Source organism: Mycobacterium sp. TH-M25 (assembly GCF_057473665.1).
The window spans coordinates 1-5,353 of the sequence record NZ_JBYCLA010000034.1; the positions used below are offsets into that span (position 1 = coordinate 1).

Below are 5,353 nucleotides of genomic sequence, written 5' to 3' on the forward strand. Positions count from 1 at the left end.
TGCCCCCTTAGCTCAGTGGTAGAGCATCCCACTCATAATGGGAAGGTCCCCGGTTCAATCCCGGGAGAGGGCTCAACGGTCAACGGTCACCGCGCGAAGGCCGGTCACGGGGTGTGGCGCAGTTTGGTAGCGCGCCTCGTTCGGGACGAGGAAGTCGCAGGTTCGAATCCTGTCACCCCGACCTCTGCTGCACTGTGGTGCAACAACTTTGGAGACGTGGCAGAGCGGCGAATGCAGCGCCTTGCTAAGGCGTAGTCGGTTCACTCCGGCCGCGGGTTCGAGTCCCGCCGTCTCCGCGCAGCGCATCACGCACTGTGAAGATCGAAGTCGCAGAAAAGTGACCGGCACGGGGCATGGTCGACCTACCGGTATCCGTCGCGGCGATTTATGGCTTTCGGATGTCTCGACAGATCGACCGCGGTATCGAGGAAAACGCCCAACGCAACGTAGCTGTCCCCGGTGTAGATCCGGGACTCGGAATTGGCCCGGTTGTCCTCGTCGGCACCGGGATCGTCAGGGCGTGGGGTATACACCGTCGCAGTGACCGCGCCCCTGTCGATCACCACATCGAGAACTTCTTGACCGTCATCGGTTTCGACACCGGCGACCAGCTCGCTGGCGGGAAGTTCGTAGAACACGGGCATATTGATCAGCTCCTCGTCGTGGGTGGACGAGTGCATGGAAACACCGCGGCGCCGTTTCGGGCCCCCGGTGGCGCGACGGCTGCGTGTCGGCCCACCAGGACGCCGTTGGTTTCCCGGCAATCAGGTACCTAACCGTTCATCTCGGCGAGGATCCGCAGAAGCAGCTGCATACAGTCCCCGCCGTCGACATCGCGAAACCGGCACTGTTCGCAACCCCGTCTGACCGATGCCATCGATGTTGCCTTGCAGCAGGATTCGGTGCCATCGACCGTCAATCGGGGTCTGCGGCACGACCGGAATCAAGGGCATCGTCGCGTCGGCCGAGGACTTGCACAAGCCGACACCCGTTGTCGTACAGAGACGCGGCCACCTGTGCCGGCGTGCCGTGTTCGGCTCCGCTGCACGCGAATCCGTCGTACTGGAATCCGGCGTGGTGCACCAGCGTAACGGTCACCACGCTCCGATGGCATATGCCGCAGAGCGCAGGTTCTGGTAGTAGTCATTGAATTCGACGGGCAGCTTCGACTCGTCGATCCACTCGAATCCGTCGGACTCGACCCGGTATGCCCCAGCCTGTTTGACTACCTGGTTGGCCTGTTCCAGCTCCCGGCGCAGCCGTTCTCGCGCGGCGGACACGGACTGGTCGCCAGATGCCATGCCGGGCAGTGTTCCACTTCGCCGAGTCACGAGCGTGCTGCGGCGCGGTGAAGTTGCGCACCGACACGACGCAGCGGATCGATACCCGGAGGTGTCGGCGTAGTCAATGCATAGCGTTGTAGGACATTGTCGCCGTGCTTCTATCAGATCCGCTGATAATGATCACCGCTCGGGTGACGTGTTCCCATCATCGAGCAGGTGCAGCAGTTCGGCGAGCAGCTGGTCGGCACGTCTCGACACGTCGTTGAGGAGATCGTCGGCAGCGGCAAGGTCGCGAGCGGCGCGGCGGCGAGCTGCAATTCCCCGTGTGACGGTGCCGTCGTCGAGCAGCGCAGGTCCGTCCGTGCGCGGCTCGGTGGGTTCCGGATCCAGCTCGCGTCGCGGTGGCGTCCTCGGTGCATGGGCCGGAGTGTTGCCGTGCACGTGCGCGGAGATGATTCCAGATATCCCGGTTGCGCTCAACGGCTCGGCTGGCACGGCGATGTCGCCCCAGCGGTCGACTGGTGTGAACACCGGAAGGTCCGGCGGTGCCGCCGATACCGGCGTCCGCCTGTTCCCGGCAAGGTAGGCCGAAACTCGGCGGGGACTGGGCGTGTGATGCTGGATAGCTCGAATCTCGCGCCAGTACCGCCACAGCGCACCCGGCGACAGTTCCGGTGACGCCAGCTCATGCGGGGTGGTGAACACATCACCGTCCGCACAGGTCACCGTCAGCTGGTTGCCGCCGCCGGCGATGTCCCTGATCCTCAGCACCGCGATCCCGGTGTACGGCATCCCCGCCGCCCACAACACCAGAAGCAGTGCGTCGCGGCTGGCGAACAACGCTGTGGGCCAGCCTGTTTCGGGCATCCGGCCGACAGCGTCGACAGCCGCAGCGCTACGTTCCCTGCGCATGTCGGACCACCGGGCATCCAACAGCATCCGGACCGTCTCGGCGTGGCCGGGTGCGCGGTGTCCGGCACGCCGGTGAGCCGCGTTGATCGCACCGACACGCCGGCGTTGGGTACCGACAGGAGCGGGGTTCTCGGCCAAGAACTGCGCCAGCACCAGCGGCGTTGCAGGCATCACGGGCAGATTCCGTGCGGCGCACCAGTCGGCGAACAACAGCCAGACCGATCGCTCGCGCGGACCAGTCGCCGTCACAGCCCCAGCTCGGTGACCGCATTCCCGATCAGCGGCGCCTTTTCGCGGGCGTAGCGGGCGACCATGGTGGCGCTGCGGTGGTCGGTCTGGCGCATGATCGCCACCGCATCGGCTCCGTTACGGAAAGCCTGGGTGACGAACCCGGCCCGCAGGCTGTGCGCACCGAGGCGGGCCACCGCGGCTTCGGAGTATCCGGCCCGAATGGCGCGACGGCGCACCGCCGCGTGCACCGCGGCTCCCGACAGCGAACGCCCACTCAGCAATCCCTTCCCGCTGATCGCCCGAAACACCGGAAGCGCGCTGGAGATCTCCGGGCATCGCCGACGGCACAGGTGCTCGTCGAGTACGTCTGCGGCATCGAGCGCCGCGATGACGCCGGGCCGTCCCTCGCGGTCGAAAGCGACGACGACGTGTGCCCAACGCGCGAACGCGCATGGCGGGCACCGCCGCGGGTCCGCCGAGCGCGGCAGCGCATGGACCCGGCCGTCACCGTGCTGATCGGTCTTGGAGCGGCGCACGTGCACGTGCAGTCCGTCGAGCGGGTGCAGTTCTACGTCAGCGCCGGTGAGCGCGACGAGTTCGCTGCGCCGGAATGCCCCGGCGAAACCCATCATGATCAGCGCGGAATCGCGCCGTTCGCCGACAGCGTCGGACCAGTCGCGCACCTGATCGCGTGCGGCGCTGACCAACTCGAGCACATCGTCGGTGAGCAGCGGCTCGCGGGGACTGCGGGGACGGTCCCCGACCGCAGCGTACTCGCGACGGATGCCCGAGACTGTTGCCCGTACCAGCGGATGGCCGCAGGGATCGAGGCTTTCGGTGACGCGGCGGTGCCGATCGGCAATGGCGGCCAGCCACTTCGCCAGTGTCGATGGCGCATAGGCGTGCCGGCCGTCGACGTCCACGGTCCCGGCTGCATCGACCAGGTAGGCGGCGATCACGTCAGGCCGGGCTGGAAGGGGTTGGTATTGGTGTGCGGCGCACCAGTTTTCGAATCGACGCCAGGAACTGTCGTAGGCACGGCGGGTGGCTGGTGATTGCGCGGAAGCCGCGGTGCGCAGAATCGCCGCGCGCATGTGATGGTCCAACTCGGCGGCGGTACCGGCCGCGGGCAGGGCGGGTGGACGCACCGGGGCAGCCTAACCGCCAGGTGCGACAGCGGCACCGCTGCGCGTCCGGTGTCACGTCCCTGTAGCCAGCAGACGGGCACGGGCACGGGCACTGGCGCGGGCACTCGTCGACGCCGCGGCGGCGCTGCTCAACGGCGGACCGGCCGGCGCCCCGATGCCGCGCCGCACCCGGGAGGTCCCGCGTCCGGGACGTGGTCTGTCGGGTGCGGCCACCGCCGCACCCGACCACAAAAGGACAATGGACATGCACCTGCTGATTTGGGCTCCCCGGGAGGAACGCCTCGTGCTGGTCAGCACCTGCCCGCACGAGCTGGCGCTGGTGTACCGCGCCGATGGGGCGCAACTGGCCAGCGTTGTGCGTCGTGCTGCCAAGGAGGGCAAGGCCGAGCTGGTGCCCGGTCTGCTGCACGGACCCGGCGGTGTGGAGACGTATCCGGTGCCGAGCCCGAAGGCGGTGCGCTGGCTCATGGACAAGGCATCACTGGCCGCGGTGATCTCCGAGTGCGCCGAGTGCGAGCCTGCCGCATTCGCTGAGGGCGCTACCCTGGAATCGGCCACGATGGGCCTGCTCGCCGACCTGCTGCCGCCCGGCTGACGGGCGGGTGGCATCGCCGGGCTCAGCTGCGGCGGGATTGGTCGTACATCGCGTCTGGAGCCAGGTCGGTACCGTCCGGCCAGGTGAGTGCGCCGTTGACGACACCGACCTGTGAAAAGAAAACCGGGTCGCGGAGTTTCGTGAACACTCCGGGACGGTCGAACAAGTGGGACAGGTCGAACCGGTGCGTGGTGCCGTCGGCGAACGTCACGGTGACAGCGGGATAGTCGGCCGCCGCTCGCACGACAAGCCAGTCTTCCTTCAGCCCGTACACGGCTGCCCTCCTATCCGTCGATCCACTCCGGGGACTCACCATTCATGCACCGCTGCCAATTGTCATCCAGTTCCACCCTGTGCTTTGCGGTCCATTCTTGCACCTGCTTCGTTTGGGGGCCGGGCAGTTTGCCCCTCACGACCGACCCATCTGCAATCGCAAACAGAGCAGTCGCGCCTCCATAGGTCGCATGGAAGTGCGGCGGGTTGTGGTCTTGGAAGTACATGTAGATGAGAATCCCTGCGAATTCGGCGATGCGTGGCATGCGCTGCGTTGTACTGATTCGTCACCGAGTTACCATCCTTTGGCGCGACGCCGAGTAACCTGGGACGCGACCTGATGCCACCCGGCTGGCCCACGGCCGCCGGGATGCCACACTGGCCCGGTGGATTCCGTCGGTTTTCCCCGCACCGGCCCCGCCATCCGCGCCGTCCTGGCCGAGGTATCCCCCGACGAGCTGTCCGAGTTCGAGGCGGCCTTCCGTGCCGCACTGGCCACCGCCGCCGACACCTTCGACCTCGGCCCGGTCGTCGCGGTCCTCGACACCTGGTGGGGGCGGGCGTATCTGCGCCGGTGTCCGCCGACCGACGACGAACGCGCCGCGATCGCCCGATTCCGCGCCGGTGACGACACTGGCCTGTCGATCAGGGACGGTGACGGGAAGTGGGTGCGCGTAGATGGTGGGCTACCAGATCGGCTGGAGTGACGTTCCGCGCCGGCAGTACGAGCAGCTGGCGCCACAGGTCCGCGCCCACGTCGACGCGACGCTGGACGCGCTGGCCGCCGACCCACAGCGCACCGGCAGCTACGACCGGCTCTCCGACCAGTGGACGGCTACTTTCGGCGACGGCCGCGGGCTGATCCTCTACGTGGTGAATCCGTCGACGCTGCGGGTGGTGCTGCTGCGGAT

At 67.4% G+C, this 5,353-nt stretch carries 10 protein-coding genes and 3 tRNA genes; 6 read left to right on the forward strand and 7 right to left on the reverse strand.

Translation table 11 applies throughout. From position 1 onward, the window contains the following. The first annotated feature begins 1 nt into the window (after position 1). The 3 genes from AC2VOU_RS01330 (at position 2) to AC2VOU_RS01340 (ending at position 296) form a co-directional block, all read left to right on the forward strand. Positions 2-73: transfer RNA gene (locus tag AC2VOU_RS01330), tRNA-Met, on the forward strand. 34 nt (positions 74-107) lie between these two features. Then, positions 108-181, forward strand: a tRNA-Pro gene (locus tag AC2VOU_RS01335). A 29-nt stretch (positions 182-210) separates the two neighbouring features. Next, positions 211-296: transfer RNA gene (locus AC2VOU_RS01340), tRNA-Ser, on the forward strand. Positions 297-362: 66 nt separating this feature from the next. On the opposite strand, the gene AC2VOU_RS01345 is transcribed toward AC2VOU_RS01340, so the two are convergent. From AC2VOU_RS01345 to AC2VOU_RS01365, 5 genes are all read right to left on the reverse strand, one after another. Next, positions 363-680: a hypothetical protein gene (locus tag AC2VOU_RS01345; RefSeq protein ID WP_486955732.1), complete on the reverse strand. Its 318-nt coding sequence runs from the start codon at positions 678-680 to the stop codon at positions 363-365. 235 nt (positions 681-915) lie between these two features. Beyond that, the gene (locus tag AC2VOU_RS01350) at positions 916-1,101 is read right to left on the reverse strand and encodes a hypothetical protein (protein WP_486955733.1); all 186 of its coding nucleotides are present in this window, start codon (positions 1,099-1,101) and stop codon (positions 916-918) included. Beyond that, on the reverse strand, positions 1,095-1,301 hold the full coding sequence (locus AC2VOU_RS01355; RefSeq protein ID WP_486955734.1) for a hypothetical protein: 207 nt from the start codon (positions 1,299-1,301) through the stop codon (positions 1,095-1,097). Before AC2VOU_RS01355 ends, AC2VOU_RS01350 begins: the two co-directional genes overlap by 7 nt. Positions 1,302-1,463: 162 nt before the next feature. Next, a complete protein-coding gene (locus tag AC2VOU_RS01360; RefSeq protein WP_486955735.1) occupies positions 1,464-2,444 on the reverse strand; it encodes a recombinase in 981 nt (326 codons plus the stop codon). Then, positions 2,441-3,520 carry a tyrosine-type recombinase/integrase gene (locus AC2VOU_RS01365; protein ID WP_486955741.1) on the reverse strand — a complete coding sequence of 360 codons (1,080 nt, stop codon included), beginning with the start codon at positions 3,518-3,520 and terminating at the stop codon, positions 2,441-2,443. Before AC2VOU_RS01365 ends, AC2VOU_RS01360 begins: the two co-directional genes overlap by 4 nt. A gap of 298 nt (positions 3,521-3,818) precedes the next feature. On the opposite strand from AC2VOU_RS01365, the gene AC2VOU_RS01370 reads away from it, so the two are divergent. Then, positions 3,819-4,169, forward strand: a complete 351-nt coding sequence (locus AC2VOU_RS01370; protein ID WP_486955736.1) for a hypothetical protein — start codon at positions 3,819-3,821, stop codon at positions 4,167-4,169. 22 nt (positions 4,170-4,191) lie between these two features. On the opposite strand, the gene AC2VOU_RS01375 is transcribed toward AC2VOU_RS01370, so the two are convergent. Together AC2VOU_RS01375 and AC2VOU_RS01380 are read right to left on the reverse strand one after the other, a co-directional pair. After that, positions 4,192-4,443: a DUF2442 domain-containing protein gene (locus tag AC2VOU_RS01375; RefSeq protein WP_486955737.1), complete on the reverse strand. Its 252-nt coding sequence runs from the start codon at positions 4,441-4,443 to the stop codon at positions 4,192-4,194. Positions 4,444-4,453: 10 nt separating this feature from the next. After that, positions 4,454-4,708 (reverse strand): DUF4160 domain-containing protein, encoded by a 255-nt coding sequence (locus AC2VOU_RS01380; RefSeq protein ID WP_486955738.1) that lies wholly within the window; start codon positions 4,706-4,708, stop codon positions 4,454-4,456. A gap of 120 nt (positions 4,709-4,828) precedes the next feature. Between AC2VOU_RS01380 and AC2VOU_RS01385 the strand changes: the two genes are divergently transcribed. Together AC2VOU_RS01385 and AC2VOU_RS01390 are read left to right on the forward strand one after the other, a co-directional pair. Beyond that, positions 4,829-5,149: a DUF6247 family protein gene (locus AC2VOU_RS01385; protein WP_486955739.1), complete on the forward strand. Its 321-nt coding sequence runs from the start codon at positions 4,829-4,831 to the stop codon at positions 5,147-5,149. Then, positions 5,121-5,353 (forward strand): type II toxin-antitoxin system RelE family toxin (locus AC2VOU_RS01390; protein ID WP_486955740.1); only part of this gene is annotated, 233 nt, incomplete at its 3' end. The genes AC2VOU_RS01385 and AC2VOU_RS01390, both read left to right, overlap by 29 nt.